At 70.5% G+C, this 26564-nt stretch carries 16 protein-coding genes and 2 pseudogenes; 8 read left to right on the top strand and 10 right to left on the bottom strand.

Annotated elements, in window-relative coordinates:
• Positions 1 to 67: 67 nt before the first annotated feature.
• From FHU34_RS07155 to FHU34_RS07135, 5 genes and pseudogenes are all read right to left on the bottom strand, one after another.
• Positions 68 to 669: pseudogene (locus FHU34_RS07155) on the bottom strand (GTP-binding protein).
• A complete protein-coding gene (locus FHU34_RS07150; protein WP_145779253.1) occupies positions 650 to 1039 on the bottom strand; it encodes a DUF742 domain-containing protein in 390 nt (129 codons plus the stop codon). Before FHU34_RS07150 ends, FHU34_RS07155 begins: the two are co-directional and overlap by 20 nt.
• Positions 1029 to 1451: a roadblock/LC7 domain-containing protein gene (locus FHU34_RS07145; RefSeq protein ID WP_145779252.1), complete on the bottom strand. Its 423-nt coding sequence runs from the start codon at positions 1449 to 1451 to the stop codon at positions 1029 to 1031. The genes FHU34_RS07150 and FHU34_RS07145 overlap by 11 nt, the downstream gene beginning before the upstream one ends.
• Positions 1451 to 3973 (bottom strand): sensor histidine kinase, encoded by a 2523-nt coding sequence (locus FHU34_RS07140; protein ID WP_145779251.1) that lies wholly within the window; start codon positions 3971 to 3973, stop codon positions 1451 to 1453. The genes FHU34_RS07145 and FHU34_RS07140 overlap by 1 nt, the downstream gene beginning before the upstream one ends.
• Positions 3974 to 4215: 242 nt before the next feature.
• Entirely contained in the window at positions 4216 to 5703 is a 1488-nt protein-coding gene (locus FHU34_RS07135; protein ID WP_145779250.1) for a catalase, read from the bottom strand.
• A 187-nt stretch (positions 5704 to 5890) separates the two neighbouring features.
• On the opposite strand from FHU34_RS07135, the gene FHU34_RS07130 reads away from it, so the two are divergent.
• The 5 genes from FHU34_RS07130 (at position 5891) to FHU34_RS07110 (ending at position 10040) form a co-directional block, all read left to right on the top strand.
• Positions 5891 to 6484 carry a hypothetical protein gene (locus tag FHU34_RS07130; RefSeq protein WP_145779249.1) on the top strand — a complete coding sequence of 198 codons (594 nt, stop codon included), beginning with the start codon at positions 5891 to 5893 and terminating at the stop codon, positions 6482 to 6484.
• Between the two features lie 11 nt (positions 6485 to 6495).
• The gene (locus FHU34_RS07125; RefSeq protein WP_145779248.1) at positions 6496 to 7416 is read left to right on the top strand and encodes a hypothetical protein; all 921 of its coding nucleotides are present in this window, start codon (positions 6496 to 6498) and stop codon (positions 7414 to 7416) included.
• A 171-nt stretch (positions 7417 to 7587) separates the two neighbouring features.
• On the top strand, positions 7588 to 9246 hold the full coding sequence (locus FHU34_RS07120; protein ID WP_145779247.1) for a sodium:solute symporter family protein: 1659 nt from the start codon (positions 7588 to 7590) through the stop codon (positions 9244 to 9246).
• A gap of 16 nt (positions 9247 to 9262) precedes the next feature.
• A complete protein-coding gene (locus FHU34_RS07115) occupies positions 9263 to 9571 on the top strand; it encodes a hypothetical protein (protein ID WP_145779246.1) in 309 nt (102 codons plus the stop codon).
• Between the two features lie 82 nt (positions 9572 to 9653).
• A complete protein-coding gene (locus FHU34_RS07110) occupies positions 9654 to 10040 on the top strand; it encodes a hypothetical protein (RefSeq protein ID WP_145779245.1) in 387 nt (128 codons plus the stop codon).
• A 122-nt stretch (positions 10041 to 10162) separates the two neighbouring features.
• On the opposite strand, the gene FHU34_RS07105 is transcribed toward FHU34_RS07110, so the two are convergent.
• Positions 10163 to 11950: a glycoside hydrolase family 6 protein gene (locus tag FHU34_RS07105; protein WP_145779244.1), complete on the bottom strand. Its 1788-nt coding sequence runs from the start codon at positions 11948 to 11950 to the stop codon at positions 10163 to 10165.
• A gap of 614 nt (positions 11951 to 12564) precedes the next feature.
• Here FHU34_RS07105 and FHU34_RS07100 point away from each other — a divergent pair.
• Together FHU34_RS07100 and FHU34_RS07095 are read left to right on the top strand one after the other, a co-directional pair.
• Positions 12565 to 13878: a putative sodium/potassium/calcium exchanger gene (locus tag FHU34_RS07100; protein WP_145779243.1), complete on the top strand. Its 1314-nt coding sequence runs from the start codon at positions 12565 to 12567 to the stop codon at positions 13876 to 13878.
• 1 nt (position 13879) lies between these two features.
• Positions 13880 to 14575, top strand: coding sequence for a class F sortase (locus FHU34_RS07095; RefSeq protein WP_145779242.1), 696 nt, complete (start codon positions 13880 to 13882; stop codon positions 14573 to 14575).
• 73 nt (positions 14576 to 14648) lie between these two features.
• Here FHU34_RS07095 and FHU34_RS07090 read toward each other — a convergent pair whose 3' ends face one another.
• Complete coding sequence (locus FHU34_RS07090; RefSeq protein WP_145779241.1) at positions 14649 to 19730, bottom strand: NAD-glutamate dehydrogenase; 5082 nt, start codon at positions 19728 to 19730, stop codon at positions 14649 to 14651.
• A 289-nt stretch (positions 19731 to 20019) separates the two neighbouring features.
• Here FHU34_RS07090 and FHU34_RS07085 point away from each other — a divergent pair, with 289 nt between their 5' ends.
• Positions 20020 to 21984: a penicillin-binding transpeptidase domain-containing protein gene (locus FHU34_RS07085; protein ID WP_145779240.1), complete on the top strand. Its 1965-nt coding sequence runs from the start codon at positions 20020 to 20022 to the stop codon at positions 21982 to 21984.
• Between the two features lie 661 nt (positions 21985 to 22645).
• Here the strand turns inward: FHU34_RS07085 and FHU34_RS07080 are convergent.
• The 3 genes and pseudogenes from FHU34_RS07080 to icmA form a co-directional block, all read right to left on the bottom strand.
• Positions 22646 to 23612: pseudogene (locus tag FHU34_RS07080) on the bottom strand (arginase family protein); the annotation flags it as partial.
• 66 nt (positions 23613 to 23678) lie between these two features.
• Positions 23679 to 24593 (bottom strand): tetratricopeptide repeat protein, encoded by a 915-nt coding sequence (locus tag FHU34_RS07075; protein ID WP_145779238.1) that lies wholly within the window; start codon positions 24591 to 24593, stop codon positions 23679 to 23681.
• A 171-nt stretch (positions 24594 to 24764) separates the two neighbouring features.
• Positions 24765 to 26453 (bottom strand): coenzyme B12-dependent isobutyryl-CoA mutase large subunit, encoded by a 1689-nt coding sequence (icmA, locus tag FHU34_RS07070; RefSeq protein WP_145779237.1) that lies wholly within the window; start codon positions 26451 to 26453, stop codon positions 24765 to 24767.
• Positions 26454 to 26564: the final 111 nt, after the last annotated feature.

The raw sequence follows: 26564 nt of genomic DNA, 5'->3' as shown, positions 1-26564 counted from the left end.
TCCTCCGCTGATCCAACCAGAGGCTGCCCGCGAAGCCCTGCCGTTAACCGGCTTTCCGGCCCGGATCTCAGGCCGTCGGCACCGGCTCCCCGCGTTGTCGGGCCACATGCTCCACCAGTGAGATCAACACCATTTTCCCGGACTGCCGGTCCCGAGCGTCGCAGAGCACCATCGGCACGTCCGGGTCCAGGTCGAGGGCTCGGCGTACGGTTCCAGGTTGAAGCGGCGGGAGTCGTCGAAGCAGTTCACGCCCACCACGAACGGGATGCCCCGCTGCTCGAAGTAGTCGATGGAGGGGAAGCAGTCGGCGAGCCGACGGGTGTCGGCGAGCACCACCGCGCCGAGGGCGCCGAAGGCCAACTCGTCCCAGAGGAACCAGAACCGGTCCTGCCCCGGGGTGCCGAACAGGTAGACCTGAAGGTCGTCGTTGATGGTGATCCGGCCGAAGTCCATCGCCACCGTGGTGGTCGACTTGCCCTCCACCCCCGAGGTGTCGTCGGTGCCGATCCCGGCACCGGTCAACACCTCCTCGGTCTGCAACGGACGGACCTCGCTCAGGGCGCTCACCAACGTCGTCTTGCCGGCCCCGAAGCCTCCCGCGATCAGGATCTTCAGAGCCAGCGGGATGGTGGTGCTGGTGCCCACATGGTCATAGCGCACGGAGTCCACTGACCACCGCCTTGAGAATGTCGTCGTTGGGAAGGATGCCGGCGGCCGGGGGCTCGTGCACCGCGACCAGGCCCTCGGCCAGGAGATCACCGAGCAGGACCCGGACCACGCCGACCGCGAGGTCCAGCTCGGCTGCCAGTTCGGCCACCGACACGGGCCGGCGGGACAGCGCGACCAGCCTTCGATGCTCCGGGAGCAGGTGCGGATGGTTCGCCGCGTCGACGTCGGATCCGGCCAGCACGAACGCGACCAGGTTGAAACCGTCGACGGCGGAGCGTACCCGTCCCCCGGTGAGGGTGTACGGGCGCACTACCGGCCCGGCGTCGCCGTCCAGCCACTCGTGCTGCGGCCCGGGCGGCTCAGTCCGCATCACCGGCTCCGGTCGACGATCGGGCCGGCGCGGAGAGGCTCTCCCCCACCCGGATGACAAGCATCGCCATCTCGTACGCGACCAGCCCGATGTCCGCGTCGGCGTCGCTGACCACCGCCAGGCAGGCACCCTGACCGGCGGCGGTGACGAAGAGGTACGCGGACTCCATCTCCACCACGGTCTGTCGGACCGGACCGCCGTCCACGTGCCGGCTGGCGCCCCGGGCCAGGCTGGAGAAACCAGCGGCGAGTGCACACAGGTGCTCGGCGTCGGAACGCTCCAACTCGGCCGAACAGCCGAGGAGCAGGCCGTCGGCGGAGAGCACCACGGCCTCCCGGGCGGCCGGAACCCGCTGCACCAGCTCGTCGAGCAGCCAGTCGAGGCCGGCGCTCCGCTTCGTCGATTGCTGCACTAGGCGTCCCTCTCAGTCGCGGTCGGGTGTTCGGGGGTGGGCTGCGGATCAGCGGGCGCAGCCGGGCTCGCGGGACCTGTTGGTGCCGCTGGCGCCGTCGTTGCCGTCGCCTTCGCCGTCGGCGTGGGTGCCGTCGACGCCGTCGGCGTGGGTGCCGTCGGGGTGATCACGGTGGCGCGTCCGCGCGCGGTGCCGGCCTGGAGGGCGGCCATCACCCGGCGGACCTCCTCCGGAGACCGGGGCGACGGCGTGTCCGTGACGGTCGACCGGGGTTGCGCGGTGGGAGCGCGGCGTCGCACCCGGCGCGGAAGGCCGTCCAGCTCGTCGTCGACCGTCTCGCCGGGGGTCGTCGACCCGGCTTCGCCGCGCCCGTTCGCGGGCGACGTGTCCGAGGTCGACACTCCGGTCCCGGACGCGGGCCGCGCGGCGACAGCGGCTGAGGCAGACCGGGCCGCGACAGCGGCTGAAGCAGACGGAGCCGCGACAGCAGACGGAGCCGGCGGAGCCCCGACAGCGGACAGGGCCGCTGGTGGGCGGGTGCGGGCGCGGGGCACGGTGTCCCGGCGTGCCGGGCGAGCCAGCCGTCGGCCAGCGTCGGCCGAGGCGGCATCCAGCGTGGCAGGGTCGGGGCCGGCGGGGGGTTCGGTGGTGACGAGGTCCGTGGGGACCAGCACCACGGCGGTCACCCCGCCGTCACCGGAGGGGCGCAGCCGCACCCGTACGTTGTGCCGGGCTGCGAGCCGGGCCACCACGAACAGGCCGAGGCGCGCGCTCTGCGCCGGGTCGAACTCCGGTGAGGTGGTCAGCCGGGTGTTGGCGGTCTCCAGCGCCGCGACGGACATCCCCAGCCCCTGGTCGGTGATCTCCAGGGCGTACCCGTTGGCCACCTGTTCCCCGACGACTGTGACGCGGGTGTCCGGCGGGGAGAAGGCGGTGGCGTTCTCGACCAGCTCGGCGAGCAGGTGGATGATGTCGCCGACCGCCCGGCCCAGCACTCCGGCCGGCTGCACGGCGGCGATGTCCACCCGGTCGTACGCCTCGACCTCGGAGATCGCGCCGCGGATCAGGTCGACCATGGCGACGGGGTTTCGCCAACCGCGGCCCGGCGCGGAGCCGGCGAGGATGACCAGGTCCTCGGCGTGCCGACGGAGCCGGGTCGCCAGGTGGTCGACCTGGAACAGCTGGGCCAACTCGTCCGGGTCCTCCGCGCGGCGCTCCATCCGGTCCAGCAGGTGCAGCTGGCGATGGACCAGGCTCTGGCTGCGTCGGGCGATGTTGAGGAAGACCTCGTTGAGCCCGCGACGCAGGGTGACCTCGTCGACCGCGGCCTGGACGGCGGTGCGCTGCACCTCGGTGAAGGCGCGCCCGACCTCGCCGATCTCGTCGTGGCCGTACTCCAGGGGTGGCGCCTCCCGGGCGACGTCTACCTGCTCACCTCGGCGCAACCGGGTCACCACATCCGGCAGACGGTGCTCGGCCAGGTCGAGCGCGGCGGTGCGGACGCCGCTGAGCCGCCGGACCAGTGTGCGACCGACCCGCAACGCCACCAGCACCGAGACCACCACGGCGACGAGCCCGAGCACCCCGGCCGCGGCCAGCCGGGCCAGGATCCCGACGGCCATCGGCACCGAACGGTCGGCTAGGTTGTCGGCCTCATCCAGCTCGAAGTCGCGGAGCTGCTGTTGGACGGCGTCGTGGCCGGCCTGCCAGCTCGCCGCGTCCACCGGCGGTCGGCCCGACCTGTTGGCCCCGATCAACGCGTCCTGCATGGCGCGCACGCTGGTGAAGTCCGGACTCTCGCTCAGCCGCTGGTACGCGGCGCGTCCCGCCTCGGGCAGGTCGGCCACCGCGCTCTCGGTGAGCCACCGCTGGTTGCCGATCATCTGTACGAGCTGGGCGTGCTCACCCGCGGCGAACCGGCCGGTGGTCAGCACCCCGGCCAGCATGGCGTCGGTCTGGCCGAGCAACTCTCGGGATCGACCCAACGCGGTGAGCGCCAGAGCCTGCCGGTTGATGGCGGGATCGGTCAGGTTCGCCATCGCGGAGAACGCCTGGAAGGCCGCGGAGACCATCCCGCTGTAGAGGCCGACCACGCCGGTGCGGTCCATCAGGCGGCCGTCGATGAAGCCGCGACCGGTCGGCAGCGCCGACAGGGCGGTGACCAGGCGGTCGACGCGGTCCTCCAACAGGTCGTCGGCGGCGTCGCGCAACGCCTCCCCGTCGACCCGGCGGCGCAGCTCGGCGATCGCCCGATCGGTGCGCTGACGCTGCTCGGTCAGCGCCGGCAGTTCGGTGGTCCCGGCGAGCTGCACCACCGACAGCCGGCGTTCGCGTTGCAGCTCGGTGACCACTGCCTCGCCGGGACGACCCAGGTCGTACAGCAGCGTGCGCGCGGAGAGCAGGTTCAGCGCGGGACCGAAGGTCAGCGTCGTAGCGAAGATCCACAGGGCCAGCAGCGCGGTCACCGGCGCGACGACCAGTGCGGTCAGCTTGGAGCGGATCGGCCAGTCGCGGGTTCTCATCAGACCTCGCCCGTGCAGGGGTGGCAGGAGGGGCGCCGGCACCGCCGGGCAACGCGCCGGCCGGGTGCGTTGCCCGGCGTCGAAGCCGGGCACCGGCGCGGGCGCCTTGGGCAGGATACGTAATCGAGGGCCTTTGCACTACCGCCAGTCGCGCCAACATCGACGCTCCGAAATGCGGTCGACCGGGCAACGGCGAACGCCCCGCTGCGGACCGGCGGGGCGTCGTCGTGCTGCGGATCGGATCAGGCGTTGTCGGCGATGCCGAGCCCTTCGGCGACCCGCCGGCCGTAGGCGTCGTCGCACTGGCTGAGGTGCCAGACCATCTTCTCCTGGACCTGCTTGTCGCACTGACCCAACAGATTGGTCAGGTTCTTCACCAGGTCGTCGCGTTCCCACTGCGGCATGGTCCGGAAGCGCTCACCGGCCTGGCCGTAGTTGTTCTGCCGCTCGATCGGTGCCCGCATGACCCGGCCCGAGACGAACGGGCGGTACTCCCGGTACGACTCGTCGGCCTGTTGGAGACCGGCCACCGAGGACGGCTCGAAGTTGATGTGCGGGTTGGCGCCCCGACCGTCCACTGCGTACGCCATCTGGCCGCCGTCCTGGTTGGTGTTGACCTGGACGTCCTCCCGGGGAGCGTTGATCGGCAACTGGAGGTAGTTCGGGCCGACCCGGTAGCGCTGCGTGTCCGAGTAGGAGAACGTGCGCCCGACCAGCATCTTGTCGTCGGAGAAGTCCAGCCCGTCGACCAGAACGCCGGTGCCGAAGGCGATCTGCTCGTTCTCGTTGTGGAAGTTGCTGATGTTGCGATGCAGCGTCATCATGCCGACCGGGCGCAGCGGGAAGGCGTCCTCCGGCCAGGTCTTGGTGTCGTCCAGGGGGTCAAAGGCCAGCTCCGGGTGCTCCTCGTCGCTCATGATCTGGACGTTCAGCTCCCACTGGGGGTGCTCACCGCGCTCGATCGCCTCGTAGAGGTCCTTGGAGGCGTGCCCCAGCTCGTACGCCTGGATGGCGGCGGCCTGCTCCTCGGTCAGCGACTCGATGCCCTGCTGCGACTTCCAGTGGTACTTGACCAGCACGCCCTCGCCGGCGGCGTTGACCATCCGGTACGTGTTGACACCGAAGCCGTCCTGGGTCCGGTAGTTGGCGGGGATGCCACGCGGGCTGAACAGCCAGGTCAGCATGTGCATCGACTCTGGGGTGTTGGACATGAGGTCGAAGATGCGGTTCGGTTCCTGGCGGAAGGTCACCGGGTCCGGCTTCAGCGCGTGGATGACGTCGGGGAACTTGATCGCGTCCCGGATGAAGAAGACCGGCAGGTTGTTGCCGACCAGGTCCCAGTTGCCGTCCTCGGTGCGGAACTTGACGGCGAAGCCGCGCGGGTCGCGGGTGGCCTCGGAGGAGTCCCGGCCGCCGATGACTGTGGAGAAGCGGAGGGTCACCGGGGTCTTCTTGCCCCTGGTCTGGAACAGCTTGGCCCGTGTGTAGGTCGCTGCCGGCTCGTCACCGATGGTCCCGTACGCCTCGAACTCGCCGTGCGCGACGAAACCGCGCGCGTGCACGACCCGCTCGGGGATCCGCTCCCGGTCGAAGTGGCTGATCTTCTCCAGGAAGTGGTAGTTCTCCAGCGTCGCGGGCCCTCGGGAGCCGACCGTCCGCTGCTGCTGGTTGTTGTGCACGGGGTGGCCCTGCCGGGTGGTCAGGGTCGGCTTGCTGGCCGGTGGGTGCATCACCCCACCAAAGCGCCTCTTCTGGAACCAGTCAAGTTTCAGCGGCGCGGCGAGCTGCGTCCATCCTCGGGAGGGGCGAGCTGCGTCCCTCCTCGCGGGCGAGCTGCGTCCCTCGTCAGGAAAGTGTCCCGGATCGGGATTGGCGATCAGTGTGCGGAGGGAATACCAGATGACGAAGGAGGAGCCCATGTCGCCCACTCAGGTAATCGTCATCGTGCTCGTCGTGCTGGTGGTCGTCGCGGCGCTGGCCGTGGCCGTCCGGTCGCTGGGCCGCCGTCGTGCGCTGCGCGACCGTTTCGGGCCGGAGTACGACCGGGTGGTGGCCGAGCAGGACAGCCGGTCCGCCGCGGAGCGCGAGCTGCGCGATCGGGAACGCCGGCACGCCGAACTCTCGCTCACCCCGCTCAGCCCGGAGTCCCGGGCCCGCTACAGCGCCGCCTGGGAGGAACTCCAGGTCCGCTTCATCGACTCGCCCGGCGAGACGGTGGGCGACGCCGACGAACTGGTCACCCGGCTCATCGAGGAGCAGGGCTACCCGACCGGGGACTTCTCCGACCAGATCGCGCACCTCTCCGTCGAGCACGCCCGCACGCTGACCAACTACCGGGACGCGCACGACATCCACCTGCGCAACGCCCGGGGCGAGGCGAGCACCGAAGAGCTTCGGCAGGCGGTCGTGCACTACCGGGCGCTCTTCGCCGACCTGCTCGGCGAGGAGCCGCTCGGCAACCGTATGCCCGAACAGCGCCACCACCCGGACCACGACGCCACGAGCCGCTGAGGAGGCCACCGATGCGCCAGGAAGAGCAGCAGGTGAGCAACGACCACCCGGAGGCGGTTCGCTCCGCGCCCGTGCCGGTACCCCCGGCCGGCGATCGGGCCGGCCGCTCCGACGTCCCGGAGGACGCCCTCGACGAGCGGGGCACCTTCGACGACCAGGGCACCGACCACGACCGGACCACCGACGCGGAGCGGACGAACGGCGCCGTACGGGACGCCGCTGACGATCCGGCCGGTGACGAGCGGGACCCGCGCCACCGGCGCGACGACCGGTCCACCGACGCGGAAGAGTTCCACGAGCCGGGTCCGCTGCCGACGACGTTCGGCGCGACCACGGTGGCCGACGCGGTGGCCGCGTCCGCGCTGGCCAGCCCGCGCCCGCAGGACCAGCCGGATCCCCGCGCGGAGCGGACGGCCCAGCCCGGCGACGGCGCCGAGGACGGCGAGCGCGAGGGTCTGCGCGCCGACCCGACCGCTGAGCTGCACCGCCGCGACACCGACGTCGACGACGCGCGGCCCGACGCGGACGCGGCTGGCTACGGCAGTGCGACACCGGAGATGGTCGACCCCGACGCGGACGGCGAAACGGTCCACTCCGAGGACACCGGCAGCTCGCTGGAGTCCGCCGGGACGTCACGGCCCGCCGGTTCGACAGTCGCGACGGCGGCGGCCACGCTGCTGGACGCGGACACCGCGCAGGGCTTCCGGGACCGCTGGCGCGACGTGCAGTTGCGTTTCGTCGACGATCCGCACGCGGCGGCCGGCGAGGCGCAGTCGCTGGTGGAGGAGGCCATCCAGGCCCTCTCCTCGGCGCTGGCCGCGCAGAAGAACACGCTGGGTGGGTGGCAGGACGCCGGCTCGGCCGACACCGAACAACTGCGGATGGCGGTGCGCAACTACCGGGACTTCCTGGACCGCGTACTGGGCCGCTGATCCACACGACCAACGGGGGCGCCTCGGCCGATCGGCCGAGGCGCCCCCGTGTTGTCAGAGCGCCCGATCAGGCCGTAACTCGCCGGATTAGTCCAACGGGTGTGAAACCGCGCGCCCGGGGTAATAGGCCGCGCGGTAAATCGCGCGGAGGTCGGGACGAGGGGTGACGGCATGGACGGCGACGGTCTTCGGCTGAACATGAACGGGCTGGACTACCTGATCCTCGCCCTGTACTTCGTGACCGTCCTCGGCGTCGGCTTCGCCGCCCGCCGGGCGATCAGGACCAGCGTCGACTTCTTCCTCTCCGGCCGGTCCCTCCCGGCCTGGGTGACCGGTCTCGCCTTCGTCTCGGCGAACCTGGGCGCGCTGGAGATCATCGGCATGGCGGCGAACGGCGCCCAGTACGGCGTGATGACGGTCCACTACTACTGGATCGGCGCGGTGCCGGCGATGGTCTTCCTGGGCATCGTGATGATGCCCTTCTACTACGGCTCGAAGGTCCGCAGCGTCCCGGAGTATCTGCGGTTGCGGTTCAACCGCCCCACCCACCTGCTGAACGCGCTCAGCTTCGCCGTCGCCCAGGTGTTGATCGCCGGGGTGAACCTCTACGCGCTGGCTCTGGTCATGCAGGCGCTGCTCGGCTGGCCGCTCTGGACGGCGATCGTGGTCGGCGCGGCGATCGTGCTGGCGTACATCACCATCGGCGGTCTGTCCGGGGCGATCTACAACGAGGTACTCCAGTTCTTCGTCATCCTCGCCGGTCTCATCCCGGTCACCGTGATCGGCCTGGTCAAGGTCGGCGGTTGGAACGGCCTGATGGACGCGGTCGGCGACACCAAGCTCGGTGAGGCGGGCCTGCACGCGTGGCAGGACACCGGCAGCACGGCCAACCCCCTGGGCGCACACTGGATCGGCATCGTCTTCGGCCTCGGCTTCGTGCTGTCGTTCGGCTACTGGACGACGAACTTCGCCGAGGTGCAACGGGCCCTCTCGGCGAAGAACATGAGCGCCGCCCGGCGTACGCCGATCATCGCCGCGTACCCGAAGCTGTTCATCCCCCTGGTCACGGTGATCCCCGGGCTGGTGGCCCTGGTCACGGTGAAGGGGCTCGGCGCGGAGAGCGGCGACCTGCAGTACAACAACGCCATCCCGCTGCTGATGCGCGACCTGCTCCCCAACGGCGTGCTCGGGGTCGCGGTCACCGGCCTGCTCGCCTCGTTCATGGCCGGCATGGCGGCCAACGTGAGTGGTTTCAACACCGTCTTCACCTACGACATCTGGCAGGCGTACGTCCGTCGGGACCGCTCGGACGAGTACTACCTGCGCGTCGGGCGGTGGGCGACGGTCGCCGCAGTGGTGATCGGCATCGGCACCGCGTTCATCGCGGCCGGGTTCAGCAACATCATGAATTACATCCAGGCGCTCTTCTCCGTCTTCAACGCGCCACTGTTCGCCACCTTCATCATCGGCATGTTCTGGAAGCGGATGACCGCGCTGGCCGGCTTCTGGTCGCTGCTGCTGGGCACTCTGGTGTCGCTCAGCCTCTACCTGCTCTACAAGGGTGGAGTGATCCACTTCAACTCGGACCTGGAGGAGAGCTTCTGGGGCGCCGGTCTCGCGTTCGTCACGGCGGTGGTGGTCGCGGCGATCATCACCCCGCTCACCGCCCCGAAGCGCGACGAGGAACTGCGCGGGCTGGTGTACGGCATCGGCGGCGTCGACCTGAAGGGTGACGTGCTCGCCGGGGACGCTGTCTGGTACCGCTCCCCGGTGCTGCTCGGCGTGATCGCGGTCGCGCTGGCCGCCCTCTTCTACATCCCGGTCTTCTAGGAAAGGGGTTGGGCTGATGAGCAACGACGGCCAGCCGGCGAAGGACCCGCTGATCGACGAGACGCAGGCGGAACAGCGGCGCTCCGCAGCCGCCCGACTGTTCGACATCCGCCGGGTGATCGGTGGCCTCTTCGTCGCGTACGGGGTGATCGTGACGCTGATCGGCGTCTTCGACAGTGGGGCCGAGATCGACAAGGCCGAAGGTGTCCGGATCAACCTGTGGGCCGGGCTGACGATGCTCGCCTTCGGCCTGCTCATGCTGCTCTGGCAGTGGCTGCGCCCGGCGGAGCCGCCGGCCCCCAACGAGCAGCAGCCCGGCAGCTGACCGCCGGGTCGGGCGGCATGAGGGCGGCCCGAGAGGGTACGCGAGGGAATCAGGCACCGTGTCGGACACAGGAGGCAGCACCATGACCGATCGCGATCGCCAACCGCCGTTGGAGGAGAGCCCGGAGGTGGCCTCGGCGGTGGACGACGACATCACCGTCACGCAGCTGCGGACCGGAGGCGGCCCGGACCAGGACAACCCGGCCTTCGCCGAACCCCACAGCCTGCCGGACGACCTCGCGCCGGACACCGACGACCTGATCGGCGACCCGTACGCTGCCGGCACCGGGGCGACCGGGACGGGCACCGGCGCCGGCGGGGACAACATCCGCACCGGGGCGGAGCAACAGTGGGAGCCGGAGGACCTGGTGCTGGCCCGTGGACAGGACCTCACCCCGGCGAACCTGGACAAGGCGCGCCGCGACCTGGCCGAGCAGGGCCAGGCGGCGATCGAGCGCACCGTGCCCTGACCTGAGCACAAAAGGGGGGTCCCCGACCCGACCAGAGCGGTCGGGCCGGGGACCCGGGGGGAACCAGCCGCCGGCAGTGCCTCACCTACTGCCGGCGGCGGGTTGGTGTGGAAGCGTTCCGGTCAGAGAGCCGGGTACGCGTTGCGCATGAGCTCCTGGAACTGGGCGGAGAACCACGCACCGGAGATCGGCGCGTCCGCCAGGGCACCCGACGGGTTGTTGCCGTTGCGGGCGTTGCCGCCGTACGTCGGGTCGCACATCCGGTCGAAGCCCTTGCCCTCGTTGTTCGGGATCTCCTTGCTGGAGCCGTCCGACTCGCCCGGAGGCTTCACCCAGACGTAGGCGTCGATACCCGTGGCCGGGGCCACCCGAGGCCGCTCACCGAGACCGGCACCGGCCTGGTTGCACCAGTTGCCGAGGTGCAGCCGTCGGTCGATACGGCCACCGTTGACGTACGTGTCGACGCTGGTCGTCGCGCCCGGGCCGGTGGGCCGGGCGGAGCCGCCCCAACCGTTGCGGGAGGTGTCGATCAGCATGCCGATGTTGGAGTTGAAGCCCAACGAGACCAGCTTGCTCCGGAACGCCTGGGCGAACGACAGCTCGTCGACGTAGTAGTTCCAGTCGACCCACTTGGACTGCCGCACCGTCTGGCCGTTCACGTTGTCGGTGACCTTGAAGTACGGCTCCTGCAGCGCCGAGTAGTTCGCGGTGTTGGTGATGAAGCCGTGCACGTTGTTGACAGTGCTGCCGGAGGCCACAGCGGCGGTCTTCAGGATCTCGGCGGACGGGTTGAAGTTGCTGTCCCAACCGAGCCAACCGTGGTGCCCGGAGTCGATGTAGTTGTAGACGTTGCCGATCGCGCCCAGCTTGGCGAGGGCGTAGCCGACGCCGTTGACGTAGGCGCCGTTGGCCTTGACCGTGTCGCACATGACCGTGCCGCCGGGCTGGCCGGAGGTGTTGGTCACCAGGTTCGGCAGCGAGTCGATCTCGATGATGTTGATGATCCGGATGCTGCTGTACTTCGACTGGCCCTGGATCGCGGCGATCGGGTCGATGTACTGGGCCTTGTACTTCGGCAGCTCGTCCGGGCCCAGCTCACCGTTGGAGGCGAGCGCCGAGCAGTCCCGGCCGGGCAGGTTGTAGATGACGAACTGGATGTAGCCGGCGCCCTGGCGCAGCGCCTCGTCCAGGTGGTCCTTCACCCCGAAGGCGCCGTTGGAGCTGCTGTCCGGCGTGCCGTTGATCGCGGCGATCCGATCCAGCCAGACGGCGGTGGGGTTGTTGGAGACCCGGCTTCCACCGGGCTCGGCGTCCGCCTTCGCCTTCCACTCCGGGTTCACGTAGCCGCGCACCCCGGCGTACGGGTTGTCGACCTTGGTGCCGGGCGGCGGGTTGGTCGTGGGCGGCGGGTCGGTGGGGGGTGGGGTGGTGGTGGGCGGCGGGTCGGTCGGCGGCGGCGTCGTGGTCGGCGGGGTGGTGGTGCCACCGTTGCAGACCACGCCGTTCAGGGTGAACGAGGTCGGCTTCGGGTTGCTGCCGCTCCACGCGCCGTTGAAGCCCAGGGTCGTCGACGCGCCCGTGCCGAGGTTGCCGTTGTAGGACATGCTCCGGGCGGTGACCTGGCTGCCGGACTGGGTGTACGTGGCCGACCAGCCCTGCTGGACCCGCTGGCTGGAGTTGGGGAAGGTCCAGCCCAGAGTCCAGCCGTTCACCGGGTCGCCGAGGTTCTTGATGGTGATGTTGGCGGTGAAGCCGCCCTGCCAGTCATTGGTCGTGTACGCGATGTCGCACTGCGTCGCGGCCTGCGCCGCGGTAACCGGAATCGTCACCAGCCCACCGGCGACCAGGGCGCCCGCGCCGGCGAGCGCAAGGGCCCGGCGTGGGCCGGTCAGCCTTCTCCACACATTCATGCCACTGATCTCCTTGGGCGAGACCGGGCTCTGGTACGGCCCGGCGAGACGGCCCGGTGAGCGTCCTGTGACGGACGGCCGCCGGCGCCAACGGGATTTCGGGGGTGCCCGGCCCGGACGGGCGAGGGTGGTGGTGGTGCGTGACCGACCGGTGCAGCGGCCGATCCTTCGGCGGGATGTCGCCCGGTGAACCGGTGCCCTCGACTCCCTGCCTGCGCGGTATGGCTCTCCGAACCGCGTTCGCCGATTCTTGCATGGGAGCGCTTCCATGGCAATGCCTCGATGCGTCGCGGCGGAGATCAGCGCTGTTCCCGTTTCGGACGATACCCCCGGATCCGCCCGGTCGGCACGCGACGGGCGACGTCCACTGCTACCGGACGGCCTGCGAGGGCTGACCACACGCATCCCAGACGGCCGCGCATCGCCCGCGACAGACGTCTGAAGCCTGAGGCGGCACTCAGAGCGCCGAAAGCCGCTTAGCTCCTCTTCAGCACCTACCCGGAGCAAGTGTCAAAACGCGAATCTTTCACTTCATAAGTCATGAAACGGTCTAACGTCGGTCTTAGCTCGGTTGTTGCCGGGCTCAGGACAACAGGGATGGAGTGACGCAGGTCATGGCTAAGAAGATGCTCGGGAAGGTCGTAGCGGGCGCCGCGCTCGGCGGCGCGTCGCTCCTGGTGTTCGCGCCGGGGATCGCGTTCGCCGACGGTCACCACGACGGCGGCAAGGACCGCGACGGCAAGGTCTACGCCAAGCCGCACGTGGTCAAGGCTGGCGAAGAGGTCAAGCTCCTCGAGATCTGCCCGGATCGGCAGGAGCACGCGTACGTGTGGTCCAAGGTCACCGGCAAGGTCAAGCTCAAGCCGGTGCGTGACGACCGGGGTGAGGACCGCAAGTGGGGCGAGGAGGAGGACTCCCGCGACCACGAGAACGGCAAGGACGAGCACGGCAAGGACGACAAGGGCAAGGACCACGAGGGCAAGGACGAGAACGGCAAGGACGAGCACGGCAAGGACGACAAGGGCAAGGACCACGAGGGCAAGGACGACAAGGGCAAGGACGACAAGGGCAAGGACGAGCACGGCAAGGACGAGAACGGCAAGGACAAGCCGCAGCCCGGCGGCCAGGGTGGCGGCGCTGCCGCCGACGCTGCCGCCGACGAGGGTGGTAAGGACTGGAAGGGCGAGGAGCACGGCCAGGACGCGGACGACAGCCGCGACAAGAAGGACTGGGACTCCAAGGACGAAGGCAAGAAGGACTGGGAGTCCAACGGCCACGGCTCGGACGAGCGCGGCTCGGACAAGGGCTGGGAGAACAAGGGCCACGGCTCCGACGAGTACGGCTCGGACGAGCGCGGCAGCTACGGCTCCGACGAGCGCGGCTCCGACGAGTACGGCTCCGACGAGTACGGCTCGGACAAGGGCTGGGAGAACAAGGGCCACGGCTCCGACGAGTACGGCTCGGACGAGCGCGGCAGCTACGGCTCCGACGAGCGCGGCTCCGACGAGTACGGCTCGGACAAGGGCTGGGAGAACAAGGGCCACGGCTCCGACGAGTACGGCTCGGACGAGCGCGGCAGCTACGGCTCCGACGAGCGCGGCTCCGACGAGTACGGCTCGGACAAGGGCTGGGAGTCCGAGGACCGTGGCTCGGACGAGCGCAGCTGGGACAAGGAGCGCGAGTTCGTCTACTACGGCGAGGCCAAGGTCGACAAGGACGCCAAGCCGGGTCGTTACGAGCTCAAGGGCTCGTGCGGCGAGGGCGAGCTCGTCGTGCTGCCGCACGGCGGTGTCGACGGTGGTGACGGTGGCGCCAGCACCGGCACCGACCGTGGCCTGGCTACCGGCGGGGCGGGCCTGCTCGGCGCTGCCGCGCTGGGCGGGATCGTGCTGATGCGTCGTCGGCGGACCGATGGTTCGCTCGTCTGACGTGTCGACGACACGGGCCGGCGGCCGTCACGGGAAACCGTGGCGTGCCGCCGGCGCGGCCGTCGTCGTCACCATGGCCATGATCGGTGCCGGCATGATCGGCGCTTCCCTGAAGACCACGCCCGCTCCCCGACCGCCGCAGCCGTTGGCCCAGGCCGGCCCCGAGGCCACCCGACCGGCGAGCACACCAGACAACGCAGCGCCCGACGGGCAGCCGGTCGGGGACGCCCCGGCCGGGCTGGCGCGTTCCGCGCCGACCACCATCGAGATTCCCCGGATCGGTGTCGCCGCGACGATCATGTCGTTGGGCACCAACCCGGACGGCACCGTCCAGGTCCCCCCGCTGGACCAGGCCGACAAGGCCGGTTGGTACGAGCCGGGCGCCAGCCCGGGCGAGACGGGTAACGCGGTGATCGTCGGGCACGTGGACTCGGCGGTGCTCGGCCCGGCCGTCTTCTTCGACCTGGGCGCTCTCGTCCCGGGCGACACCATCACGGTGCGACGGACCGACGGCGTGCCCGCCACCTTCACCGTCGACTCGGTGACGTCGTACCCGAAGACAGCATTCCCCACCGAGTTGGTGTACGGACCCAGCGACCGGCCCAGCCTGCGGGTGGTCACCTGCGGCGGTCAGTTCGACGAGGTCGCCAAGAGCTACCCGGACAACATCGTCGTCTTCGCCACCCTGGCGGCGTGACCCGCGACGAAACGAGAGCGGTCCGGCCGATCGGGGCGACCCGATCGGCCGGACCGCGTCCGGCGTACCTGACTCAGGCGGCTGCGGAGGTCCGCACCAGGGTGCGGATCTGGCGCAGCAGCACCGAGAGGGCGGCGAGATCCGCCCGCGACTCGTCGAACTCCCCCATCGCGCGGCGGGCGCGGTGGATCGAGGTCGCGTTCGACTGCTCCCACTGCTGCACCCGCTCATGCGGCGGCAGGTCGTCCGGGGTGGAGTCGAGCACCTCGGCGGTGAGCGCGGCCAGCGCGGCGTACAGGTCGTAGCGCAGCGCCATCCGAGCGAGCGTCTGCCAGCGGTCCTCCCGAGGCAGCAGGGAGATCTTCGACAGCAGGGAGTCCACCCGGAAGAGGTCGGACAGCACGAAGTAGACCGAGGCCACCTCGCTGACGTCCCGTCCGCTGGAGTTGGCGGTCTCCACCACGTCCATCAGACCGAAGCTGTACATCAGCCGGGTCGCCCGCTCGGCCAGCTCGCGGGGCAGCCCACGCTCGGTCATCGAGTCCATGTGCGCGGCGATGCCCTGCCGCTCGTTGCCGTAGAACAGCTCCTCGAGCCCTGGCAACAGCCGCGTGACACCGTCGCGCAGCCGGGAGATCTCGGCCGGCACGTCGATCGGCGAGCGCCGGTTGGAGACCAGCCACCGCACCGCGCGGTCGAGCAGCCGACGGGTGTCCAGGTAGACGCTCGTCTGCAACTCGGGCGCCACCTTGTTGTCCAGCGCCTCGACCGCGTCCCACAGGTCGCGCAGGCCGAACACCTCGCTGACCACCACGTAGGCCCGGATCACGTCAGCGGCGCTGGCCGCGGTCTCCTCGACCACCCGGAAGATGAACGAGATGCCGCCCCGGTTGATCGCCTCGTTGACGAGCACCGTGGTGACGATGTCCCGGCGCAGGCGGTGCCGGCCCATCCGTTCGGCGAACCGCTCACGCATCGGCGTCGGGAAGTAGTTGACCAGGACCTCGGTCGTCCACTCCTCGTCCGCCAACCCCTCGGTGAGGATCTCCCGCTCCAGGACGATCTTCACGTACGCGAGCAGCACCGCGAACTCCGGTGCGGTCAGCCCGGACTCGCTGCGCACCGCCAGTTCCTCGTCCGGCGGCAGTGCCTCCAGCGCCCGGTCCAACCCACCCGAACGCTCCAACTCGTTGATCATCCGGCGGTGCACCGGGAGCAGCGAGGCGGCCTGGGCCTGGGCGTTGTTGATCGCCCGAGCCTGGTCGTAGTTGTCCCGCAGCACCAGCTCCGCGACCTCGTCGGTCATCCCGGCGAGCAGCTCGTCCCGGTCGGCCATGGTCAACTCGCCGTCGGCCACAGCGGTGTTCAGCAGGATCTTGATGTTCACCTCGTGGTCGGAGGTGTCCACCCCGGCCGCGTTGTCGATGAAGTCCGTGTAGATCCGGCCACCGGTCAACGCGTACTCGATCCGGCCGAGCTGGGTCCAGCCCAGGTTTCCGCCCTCGCCCGCAACCCGGCAGCGCAGGTCGCGCCCGTCCACCCGGATCGCGTCGTTGGACTTGTCGCCCACCTCCGCGTTGGTCTGGCTGGACGCCTTGACGTAGGTGCCGATGCCGCCGTTCCAGAAGAGATCCACCGGAGCGGTGACGATCGCCTTCATCAGGTCCTGCGGCGACATCTGCGTGACGTCGTCGCCCAGGCCGATCGCCGCACGGACCTGCGGCGTGATCGGGATCGACTTCGCGGTACGCGGGAAGATGCCGCCACCGGCCGAGATCAGCTCCGGGTTGTAGTCCTCCCAGGAGGAACGGGGCAGGTCGAACAGCCGCCGCCGCTCCGCGTACGAGGTGGCCGCGTCCGGCTCCGGGTCGAGGAAGATGTGCCGGTGGTCGAAGGCGGCCACCAGCCGGATGTGCTCGGACAGCAGCATCCCGTTGCCGAACACGTCGCCGGACATGTCGCCGACGCCGACCACAGTGAAGTCCTGGGTCTGGGTGTCCAGGCCCAACTCCCGGAAGTGCCGCTTGACCGACTCCCAGGCGCCGCGGGCGGTGATGCCCATCTTCTTGTGGTCGTAGCCGGCCGAACCGCCAGAGGCGAACGCGTCGCCCATCCAGAAGTTGTGGGCCTTGGAGATCTCGTTGGCGATGTCGGAGAACGTCGCGGTGCCCTTGTCGGCAGCCACCACCAGGTACGGGTCGTCGCCGTCGTGCCGGACCACGTCCTCGGGCGGCACGATCTGCCCGCTGGCGATGTTGTCGGTGACGTCCAGCATCGCGCCGACGAACTCCTGGTAGCAGGCGACGGCCTCGTCCCGGTCGCCCGGCTTCTGCTTCAACACGAAGCCGCCCTTGGCACCCACCGGCACGATCACGGTGTTCTTCACCATCTGTGCCTTGACCAGGCCGAGCACCTCGGTCCGGAAGTCCTCCCGACGGTCCGACCAGCGCAAACCACCCCGGGCCACCGGCCCGAACCGCAGGTGCACACCCTCGAAGCGCGGCGAGTAGACGAAGATCTCGAACTTCGGTCGCGGCGCCGGCAGGTCCGGAATGGCCTGCGGGTCCAGCTTGAACGCCACGTACGCCTTGGGCCGCCCGTCGGCGCGCTTCTGGTAGAAGCTGGTCCGCAGGGTGGCCTCGATCAGCGTCAGGTACGAGCGCAGGATCCGGTCCTGGTCGAGGCTGGCCACGTCGTCCAGCGCGCCCCGGATCGTCTCCACCAGCTCACCGCTGCGCTGCTGCCGCTGCTCGTTGGTCTGCTCGCCCGGCGCGAACCGGGTCTCGAACAGCTCCACCAGCAGGGCGGCCAGCTTCGGGTACGCGATGAAGGTCTGCTCCATGTAGTCCTGCGAGAAGACCGTGCCGGCCTGCCGCAGGTACTTCGCGTACGCCCGCAGCACCACCACCTGCCGCCAGGTCAGACCGCCGCGCAGCACCAGTTCGTTGAACCGGTCCACCTCGGCCTCACCGCGCCAGGCCGCCGCGAAGGCGTTCTCCACGTGCGGGCGGACCTCGGACAGCTCGTGGTGCCCCTCGGGCAGCATGAGGCCGAAGTCGTACAGGTAGACCCGACCGTCGATCCGGTCCACCTCGTACGGGTGCTCGTCGACGACCCGTACGCCGAGCGAGTGCAGCACCGGCAGCACGGCGGAGAGCATCATCGGCTCCCCGTACCGGTAGACCTTGAACCGGACGTCCATCGCCTCGACGAGGTCCGAGCCGGGCACCCGCGTGCCCGGCCGGGGCGCGAGCTGCTTGCGGAACAGGTGCATCTCCAGCTGGCCGGGCTCCTCCAGCAGCTCCAGCTTCGCCAGGTCCTTCATCGCCTCGTACGGCGTGTGCCCGTCCTTGTAACCCTCCGGGAACGCGTCGGCGTACCGGGTGAACAGGTGCTTGGCCTGCTCGTCACCGAGCTTGCGCTCCAGCACCAACCGGTAGTCGTCGTCCCAGAGCCGCGTCGCGTCGGCCAGCTCCTCGGCCAGCAGGTCGGCGTCGATGTCGCCCGGCGGCCGGGTCGGGTCGGTGCGGACGATGAAGTGCACCCGAGCGAGCATCGACTCGGTGACCCGGGTGGTGTAGTCCACCCCGACACCGTTCAGCTCGCGCAGCAGGATGTCCTGCATGCGCAGCCGGTTCTGCGTGGTGAACCGGTCCCGGGGCAGGTAGATCAGGCAGGAGATGAACCGCCCGTACGCGTCCCGACGCAGGAAGACCCGCAACTGCCGACGCCCGGCCATGCGCAACACGCCGACCACCGCGTGGTACAGGTCGTCGGTCTTGATCTGGAACAGCTCGTCACGCGGGTACGTCTCCAGGATCTGGATCAGATCCTTACCGGAGTGGCTGCGCTGGCTCAGGCCGGAGCGGTCCAGCACCTCGGCCACCTTGCGGCGTACCACCGGCAGTTCCCGGACACTGGTCCGGTACGCGGCCGTGGAGAACAGGCCCAGGAAACGCCGCTCGCCGATCACCTCGCCGGCCGCGTTGAAGATTTTGAAGCCGATGTAGTCGAGGTAGGCCGAGCGGTGCACGGTCGCCCGCGAGTTGGCCTTGGTGATGATGAGCAGGCGCTTCTCCAGCACCTTCTCGTGCGCCTCGGGCGTCATCGACGACAGCGACCGCGCGTCCGGCGAATCGGAGCGCAGAATGCCCAGGCCGGTGCCGAGCACCGCTTCGAGGGCCTTGCCGTCGACCGGGTCGGTCGTGTCACCCCCGGGGGCGTCCACCAGCCGGTACTCGCGGTAGCCGAGGAAGGTGAAGTGGTCCTGGGCGAGCCACCGCAGCAGCTCCACCGAGTCGGTGATGTCCTTCTCCGGCACCGGCGGACGGTTGTCGGAGGTGCGGGTCGACGCCAGCTCGTCCGCGAGCGCGAGGGCACGCTGACGCATCTTCGGCCAGTCCTCGACCGCCTCCCGCACGTCGGTGAGCACCCGCTGCAGCTCACGGCGCAGCCGCTCCCGTTCGGAGACGTCCCGGACCGGATCGATCTCGATCCGCATCCAGCTCTCGATGATGTCGCCGCTGATCGCGTCATCCGGCTCCACGTCCGCGGAGACCTCGGTGAGTCGGCCCAGCGGCTCACGCCGGACCACCACGAGCGGGTGCACCAGCAGGTGCACGTCGAGGTGGTAGGAGTTGAGCAGCGCGGTCACCGAGTCGACCAGGAACGGCATGTCGTCAGTGACGATCTCGACGACGGTGTGGTGCTGGTCGGCGTGCGGTTCGTGGATCCGCAGCTTCAACTCGCCAGGAACCCGTTGCTGGGCGAGGTCCCGGTGTGCCCGGGCCGCGTCGAGCATCTCCTCGGCCGTGAAACCGACCAACTCCTCATCTGGCGCGAACCGCCAGAAACGGCCGACAAGTGTCGCCGCGTCGTGGTCGTCCCCCGCGAGCGCGACAGCCTGGGCCACCAGGCGCTCCGCGTTGGGAACGGGCTCGTCGAGCTCGGCGTCCTCCACGTCGTCGGCCAACACCTCAGTCGGCAGGCCCAGATCGTAGATGGTGTCGATGCTCGACCCGGTCAGCCCGGTGACTCCCACGTCGAGCCGGCCGTAGCCGTCCCCGTCGGTCGCCGAATCGAAGTCGTCGTCGTCCCGGCCGGAGTCATCCTGCCGGAGGTCGGGTTCCGGTTTGATCGCCGGACGCCGGTCCATCGGTGCCACTCCCCTCGACCCACCGCGTTGTGGGTCACTCTGCCGCCCAGCCTAGGCCCTGCCGTTGTGCGCCTTCGTCGGCGGACCACTAGCCAGACGTCCGGATCGGGACTTTGTCCTTTCACCCGTTGCGGGTCCGAGGTTGGCCGGCTGCGGGATACCCCGCCACGCGATGTTCATCACACGGGCTCGGCCCGTCTTTGGCCGCGCTCGCGCTCCTGGGGGACGTTGGGGACGGCGCTCGCGTATTACCGTGCGAGGGCACTCTGAGATCGGAAGGACCAGCTCCATGCCGTTGTCGTACCCCCGGCCCCACCGGCCGAACCACGCCCGCCGTCTGATTGCCGCCCTCACCACCGCGGCGCTCACGGCCGGTGTACTGGCCGGCTGCTCGGGTGACGACGGGCCGGAGCGCACCGTCGACGCGTTCCTCTCCGGCTGGCGCAGCGGTGACCTCCAGGCGGTCGGCCTGATCGACCCGACCGGCAGCAAGCTGCCGTCGGCCGACGTGACACGCGACATCAAGGAGCTCTCCGGTGAGCTGTCGGCCACCCCGCCGAAACTGACGCGTCGCGGCGAGCCGAAGGTCACGGCGGACATCGCGACCGCAACCGTCCAGGTGGAGTGGACCCTGCCGGGTGAGACCCGCTGGACGTACGACCGGGAGGTACGCCTCGCCCAGGGCGACGGCGACCAGTGGCAGGTGATCTGGGAGCCACGGGTGGTGCACGAGCAGCTCACCAAGGGTGACCGGATGGCGTTGCGCCGCGACGCCAGTGCCCGGGCCGGTGTGCTGGACGGCGCCGGGAACCCGATCGTGACTCCCCGCCCGGTGGTGCGGGTCGGCGTGCAGCCCAACGGAGTCGCCGACATCAAGGACCTCGTCAAGGAGCTCGACGCCGCGTTCAGGGCGATCCGTCCGGCGCTGGTCCCCGCCGTCGACCTGAGCGACCTGCCCAAGCGCGTGGCCGACGCCGAGCCGGGGGCCTTCGTCGAGGTGGTGTCGCTGCGCGAGGAGGCGTACCTGCAGATCAAGCCCCGGATCTACGACCTGCCCGGCACCAAGTTCATCTCCGGCAAGGTCGACCTGGCACCGACCCGGGAGTTCGCCCGGGCGGTGCTCGGCACTGTCGACCCGGCGCAGGCGGACGACCTCGCCGCGCACCCGGACCGGTACGTCGCCGGTGACCTGGTCGGGCACGGCGGGTTGCAGGGTCGCTACGACGAACGGCTACGCGGCGGCCCGGGGCTCACCGTGGTGGTCGAGCGCCCCATCGAGGGCGGCAAGCTGGAGCCGACCGGCGCGGAGCTGTTCCGTCGGGAGCCGCAGCCCGGCCAGGCGCTGAAGACCACGCTGGACACCGCCGTCCAGAACGCCGCCGACGGGTCCTTGCGTGCCGAGTCCCGCCGTTCCGCCCTGGTGGCGGTCCGAATCAGCGACGGCGCGGTGCTCGCCGCGGCGAACGGCCCCGGGCCGGCCGGTGAGAACCTCGCCTTCAACGCCCAGGTGCCGCCCGGCTCCACGTTCAAGATGGTCAGCACACTGGGCCTGCTGGATCGGGGCGCGATCACACTGGACGGGCCGGTGGCCTGCCCGAAGACCTTCACCGTGGACGGTCGGTCCTTCAAGAACTCCGACAACTTCGAGCTCGGCTCGGTGCCGTTCCGCACCGACTTCGCCAAGTCCTGCAACACCGCGTTCGCCTCGCTCGCCCCGAAGCTCGGCGGCGACGGGCTGGCCGCCGCCGGCCGCTCGTTGGGCCTGGAGGGTCAGTGGGACCTCGGCGTGGACGCCTTCACCGGCAAGGTGTCGACGGGCGGCAGCCTCGCCGAGCAGGCCGCTGCCTCGTTCGGGCAGGGCACCACGCTGGTCAGCCCGCTGGCCATGGCCGGTGCCACCGCTGCCGTCGCCCGAGGCCGCTTCGAACAGCCGAAGCTGGTGCTCGACCCGGCGCCGGCCAAGCCCGCCCCGGCCGGCGAGCAGCTCAAGCCAGAATCGGTCACCGCGCTGAAGTCGATGATGCGCGAGGTGGTCACCTCCGGCACGGGCAGCGCCCTCAAGGATGTGCCGGGCGAGGTCTACGGCAAGACCGGCACCGCCGAGTACGACGACAACCCGGCCCACACCCACGCGTGGTTCGTCGGCTGGCGGGGCGATGTCGCCTTCGCCGTGTTCGTGGAGAAGGGCGGCGCCAGCACGGCCTCGGCCGTCCCGATCGCCGAGCGCTTCCTCCGCGCCCTCCCGGCCGCCTGACCTCAACCGCGGCCCCGCCGCGGCATCCAGGCGCGATGATCGACTCCACATCGGCGATGTGGCGGTTTCCGACCAACCGGACACCCCCACATCGCCGATGTCGTGTCGATCAAGGCGGGCGGGGCGGGGCGGGACGGGACAGGTCAGGCGGTGTCGGCGTTCGTGTGATCGCTGGGATCAGACACGCTCGGCGATGATCGCCGCAACAGGCCCGGCCCCGCCGAAGCGGGTGGGCCGACCGGCTCCCGCTCCACAGCGGCCGGAACGCCATCCGACGCCGAGTGGCCCGGAACGCCGCCCTCCTCCGGGTGACGAGGAAGGCCACCGGAGTCCGAATGGTCCAGAACGCCACCCGGCCCCGAGCCGACCGGGTCCGCGACCCCGCCCGCCTCAGAGCGAGCCGGGCCAGGGACGACAGTCAAAGGCGAGTGGATCGGACCCAGGATGCCGAGCCGGTCCGATGTTGCCGGGGCCAGGCCGCCGTGGGGCAGCCGGCCCGCCGCGTCGGTTCCGGCCTGCTCTGCTGCCGTACGCGCGCCGGATGGCTCCGCGACCCGCACACCAGACGGCTCCCGATCGGTGGAGGGACCGGACGCGGCGTAGGGCGACTCGTCCTGGGCCGCGTTCCGCAGGCTGTTGAGCCGGTCGGTGGGGGCGGCACGCCGTGGGCTGGGCGTCGGTCGGGCCGACAGCAGTCGGGGCGGCACCGCCTCCGGGGCGGTGACCGGGGCCAGGCCGGCGACCACCGTGTTGACGATCTCGGCGGCGTACGAGCCGTCCGGGTCGTAGTCGGGGTCGAAGACGGTCAGCTCGACGCCGAGGCAGTGCGGGGTGTCGACCAGGCCGGCGAGGAGGATCTCCAGCTCGGCGAAGGCGATGCCGCCCGGGTCGGGGGCGTCCACGGCGGGCATCACGGCGGGGTCGAGCACGTCCACGTCGATGTGCACCCAGTAGCCCGCGCAGTCGGCGAGCTGCTCGTGCGCCCACTGGGCCGTGCGGGCGGCGCCTTCGGCCCGCAGCGCGGGCACCGGGCGGGTGGTGATTCCGGCGGCCTGGAGGTCGAGCCGGTACTCGTCCTGGGCGCGGATGCCGAGCACCACCACGTCGATGTCGCGGAAGTAGGGCCGGCGTCCCTCCAGTGCGGCCAGGTCGGCCTGCCCCCGCCCGGTGACGAGGGCGAGGTCCTCGCCGGCGGCGGCACCGACGTAGGAGGCGTTGCCGGGATGCCGGAAGTCGGAGTGCCCGTCGACGAAGACCAGCCCGATCCGCCCGCCGACAGCCTCACCGAGGCGGTGCATGGCCAGCGCCGAGCCGAGCAGCACCGAGCAGTCGCCACCCAACACCACCGGGAACTCTCCCCGGTCGATGATCGAGCCGATCCGTTCGGCGAGCGCGAGCGAGTAGTCGGCGATCTCCCGGGCGTGGCAGACCCCGTCGCCGGGCCGCCAGTCGCCCGGGTCGTAGCGGGGTGGGGTGACGCAGCCGGCGTCGCGGGCCCGCAGCCGGGGCAGCAGGTCGTGGTCGCGCAGCGCGCCGGGTGCCTTGGCGCAGCCGGGGACGGACGTGGACGTCGGCGGCCGCAGGCCAAGGTTTGTCGGCGCGTCGAGGACGGCGATCCGGCGCATCATGAGCTCCCGTCCTCGGTGGTCGGGCGGGCCGGCCGGAGCGCCGGCCCGCGCTGGCGTGCTACGAACTCAGAACAGGGCGCTGGCCAGAGCCCGGCGCGCCGAGGCGACCGCCGGGTCGTCCGGGCCGGCGATGGAGAAGAGCGAGACCAGGTGCTGGCGCACTGTCTCGCGGTCCTCGCCGGCGGTGCGTCGGACCAGACCGACGAGCCGGGAGTATGCCTGCTCGGCCAGGCCGCTGAGCACCTCGATGTCAGCGGCCAGCAGTTGGGCGGCCACGTCGTCGGGGGCGCTCTCGGCGGCGGCCAGGGCGGCGGCCGGGTCCGCGCCGGCCACCCGGCGGGCCACCCCGACCTGGGCCAGACCGGCCGTCGCCGCCGCGTCCGCCGGCGCGTCCGCGAGGATCTTGCGGTACGCCTGTTCGGCGGCGTCGAGGTCACCACTCATCAGCGCGTCGTCCGCCTCGTCGAGGCGGGGGTCCTCCGGTTCGGCAACCGTGACGCCGCCGGCCTTGAGCACGGCCTGGAGCCACTGCCGCAGTTGCGCCTCGGGAACGACCCCGGAGAAGGCGTCGACCGGTTGGCCGCCGACGACCGCGTAGACCATGGGGATGCCCTGGACCCGGAACATCTGGGCGATGCGCGGATTTTCCTGCACGTCGACCCGTGCCAGCACCCAGCTGCCGCCGCCCTCGGCGTTCAGTCGTTCCAACACCGGGGCGAACTCGTCGCTCTCCGGGAAGCCGGCGGCGCCGAAAAACACGACGACGGGCATGGCCATCGACCGTTCGAGCACGTCGGACTGGATGGTCGCCTCGGTGACGTCGACGATGGCGGTGTTACCGCCGGCGGCGGGTGCGCCGTTGGACGGGCCGCCCTGCGGGGGCGTGCCGGGGCGGGAACTGGCTGGTGCGGGGCCGCGCAGTGTGCTGAGGTCGACCGCGCCGCGCGTGAAGATCGACGAGGTGATCCGTGGGTCGCTCATGGTTACCTAGTCTCGCACGTGAGCCCGAATTCTCAGCTCACCCGCAACCCCGACGTTGCAACTCTCACGCCCCGCCGCACACCCCCGCGATCGTGCACTTCAGGAGGGGGAATACGCGCCGTTCGCCGTATTCATCCCACCGGAAACGCACGATCGACGGAGGGGTGTCGGTCAGAAGCGTGCCGGCTCGCGGTAGGTGCCCCACTCGGCGCGGAGCGCGTCGCAGATCTCGCCCAGGGTCGCCTCGGCGCGAACCGCGTCCAGCATCGCGGGGATCATGTTCCCGTCGGTGCGGCTCACGTCGACCATCCGGGTCACCGCCGCGCGGACCGCCGACTCGTCCCGGGCACTCTTGCGCTCGGCGAGCACCCGGCGCTGCTCCAGCTCCACCTCGTGCGAGATGCGCAGGATCTCCAGCTCCTTGGCGACAGTGCCGGTGTGGCAGTTGACCCCGACGATCTTCTTGTCGCCCTTCTCCAGTGCCTGCTGGTAGACGAAGGCCGACTCGGCAATGTGACCGGTGAACCAGCCGTCCTCGATGCCGCGCAGGATGCCCGAGGTCATCGGGCCGATCTGGTGCGGCCCCTCCCCTCCGAGCTGCCGGATCCGGGCGAAGATCTCCTCCGCCTCGGCCTCGATCTTGTCGGTCAGCGCCTCGACGTACCAGGAGCCGCCCAGCGGGTCGGCAACGTTGACCACACCGGTCTCCTCCATCAGCACCTGCTGGGTACGCAGGGCGATCTCGGCGGACTCGTCGGTGGGCAGCGCCAGCGTCTCGTCCAGCGCGTTGGTGTGCAGCGAGTTGGTGCCGCCGAGCACCGCCGCGAGAGCCTCGACGGCGGTCCGTACGACGTTGTTGACCGGCTGCTGCGCGGTCAGCGACACGCCGGCGGTCTGCGTGTGGAACCGCAGCCAGAGCGCCTTCTCACTGGTCGCGCCGTAGACCTCGCGCAGCCAGCGGGCCCAGATCCGGCGGGCGGCGCGGAACTTGGCGATCTCCTCGAAGAAGTCGACGTGCGAGTCGAAGAAGAAGCTCAGCCCCGGCGCGAACACGTTGACGTCCAGCCCGCGCGATAGACCCAGCTCCACGTAGCCGAAACCGTCGGCCAGGGTGTACGCCAACTCCTGCGCGGCGGTCGAGCCGGCCTCGCGGATGTGGTAACCGGAGACCGACAGCGGCTTGTAGCGCGGGATCTCGGCGGCGCAGTATTCCATCAGGTCGCCGATCAGGCGCAGGTGCGGCTCGGGGTCGAAGAGCCACTCCTTCTGCGCGATGTACTCCTTGAAGATGTCGGTCTGGAGCGTGCCGTCCAGCGCGGACAGGTCGGCGCCCTGCCGCTCGGCGGCGACCAGGTACATGCAGAACACCGGCACGGCCGGGCCGGAGATCGTCATCGAGGTGGTGACACCGGCCAGGTCGATGCCGTCGAAGAGCGCCTCCATGTCGGTGGCGGTGTCGATGGCGACGCCGCAGTGCCCGACCTCGCCGAGCGCCTGCGGGTCGTCCGAGTCGCGGCCCATCAGCGTGGGCATGTCGAAAGCGACCGAGAGGCCGCCGCCGCCCGCGCCGAGGATCATCTTGTAACGCTCGTTGGTCTGCTGGGCGTTGCCGAAGCCGGCGAACTGCCGGATCGTCCAGGTCCGTCCGCGGTAGCCGGTCGGATACAGACCCCGGGTGTACGGGTACTCGCCCGGCCAGCCGATCCGCTCGAAGCCCGGGTAGGTGGCACCTTCCGGCGGGCCGTAGACCGGGTCCACCGGCATCCCGGAGAGCGTGGTGAAGTCGGCGTCCCGCTTGCGCGCGGCGTCGTAACGGGCCTGCCAGCGCGCCCGTCCGGCGTCGATCTCGTCGGCGTCCATGAGCAGGGCTCCTCCTCGGGTCCTCGACTGCACGTCGAGTGTAGAGCCCTCACCTGAACGATCGCTAAGTCACGTCGTACCGGCCGGTAACGTAAGCTGCGGGCACACCCG

The organism is Micromonospora taraxaci (assembly GCF_007830095.1).
GTDB classification, from domain to species: Bacteria; Actinomycetota; Actinomycetes; order Mycobacteriales; family Micromonosporaceae; genus Micromonospora; species Micromonospora taraxaci.
This window is presented reverse-complemented; position numbering and strand designations above follow the sequence as displayed.